The organism is Streptomyces carpinensis, assembly GCF_002154505.1.
GTDB lineage: Bacteria > Actinomycetota > Actinomycetes > Streptomycetales > Streptomycetaceae > Streptomyces > Streptomyces carpinensis.
In genome coordinates this window covers 1-828 of sequence record NZ_MUBM01000551.1, presented here as the reverse complement: position 1 = coordinate 828, position 828 = coordinate 1, and the positions used below count along the sequence as shown (strand labels likewise).

Annotated in this window: 1 protein-coding gene; it reads right to left on the bottom strand. The window is 63.4% G+C overall.

Translation table 11 applies throughout. From position 1 onward, the window contains the following. Positions 1-690, bottom strand: a 690-nt coding sequence (locus BZY54_RS45855) for an AraC family transcriptional regulator (RefSeq protein ID WP_244217665.1), incomplete at its 3' end; no start/stop codon positions are given. Positions 691-828 lie beyond the last annotated feature (138 nt).

Here is an 828-nt window from a genome sequence, read left to right as displayed (position 1 = left end):
ACTCATAGCGGTCACCGCACGGAAGTGCCGGTTGAGTGAGGAGACACTCATGCCGACTTCGTCGGCGAGGTCGCCGATGCGAATCACCTGGTCATAATGGATCTTGATCCACTCAATTGCGCGGGCGACGAGGGTTATGCGGCTGTCGGCAAGGCCAATCTGTCTGACCAGGGCCGCCTGGGGCCCGTTCAGCAGCCGCCAATGGATCTCACGTCGCACGCTGGGTGCCAGTACCGGGAGGTCACGTGGCTCGTCCAGCAAGCGCAGCAGCCGGACGACAGCGTCGAGCAGCTTGTCGTCGGCGTCGCTGGTGGCGATGCCCGGTCCATCATGAGGGCGGACCACCGTGGGAGGGGCTTCCAGCAGCAGTTGCGCGATGATCGCTGGCTGCAATGGAAGCCCGAAAGCCAGAAACTCCTCGCCGGGCGCGGCCTGGGTGATCTGTGAGACCAGGGGAAGGTCGACAGTCGCGACGAGGTACTGGCCCGAGTGGTACTCGAAGATGTGGTCATTGAGGACGGTGCGCTTCGCTCCCTGGGCTATGAGAGCGATCATGGGTTCGGTGACGGCGCCCAGCGGTTCGGTCACGTACTGTGTCGAAAACACCGACATTCCCTCGATCCACAGCGGACGTGGGCTGCCTGCGGCCAGTCGCGCGATCCGGGTACGCAGTTCATCCAGGTGATCCACCTCCCCAGTGGACCACGAGCTTGGGCGCGAGGCAATCATGATCTGGGCAAGCTTGAGCGGATCGTGCAACAATCCGCGCGCATCGGTCTAGGAGATCACCACGCAGAGAGGTCGAATGGAGGCACACCGAGGGACGGC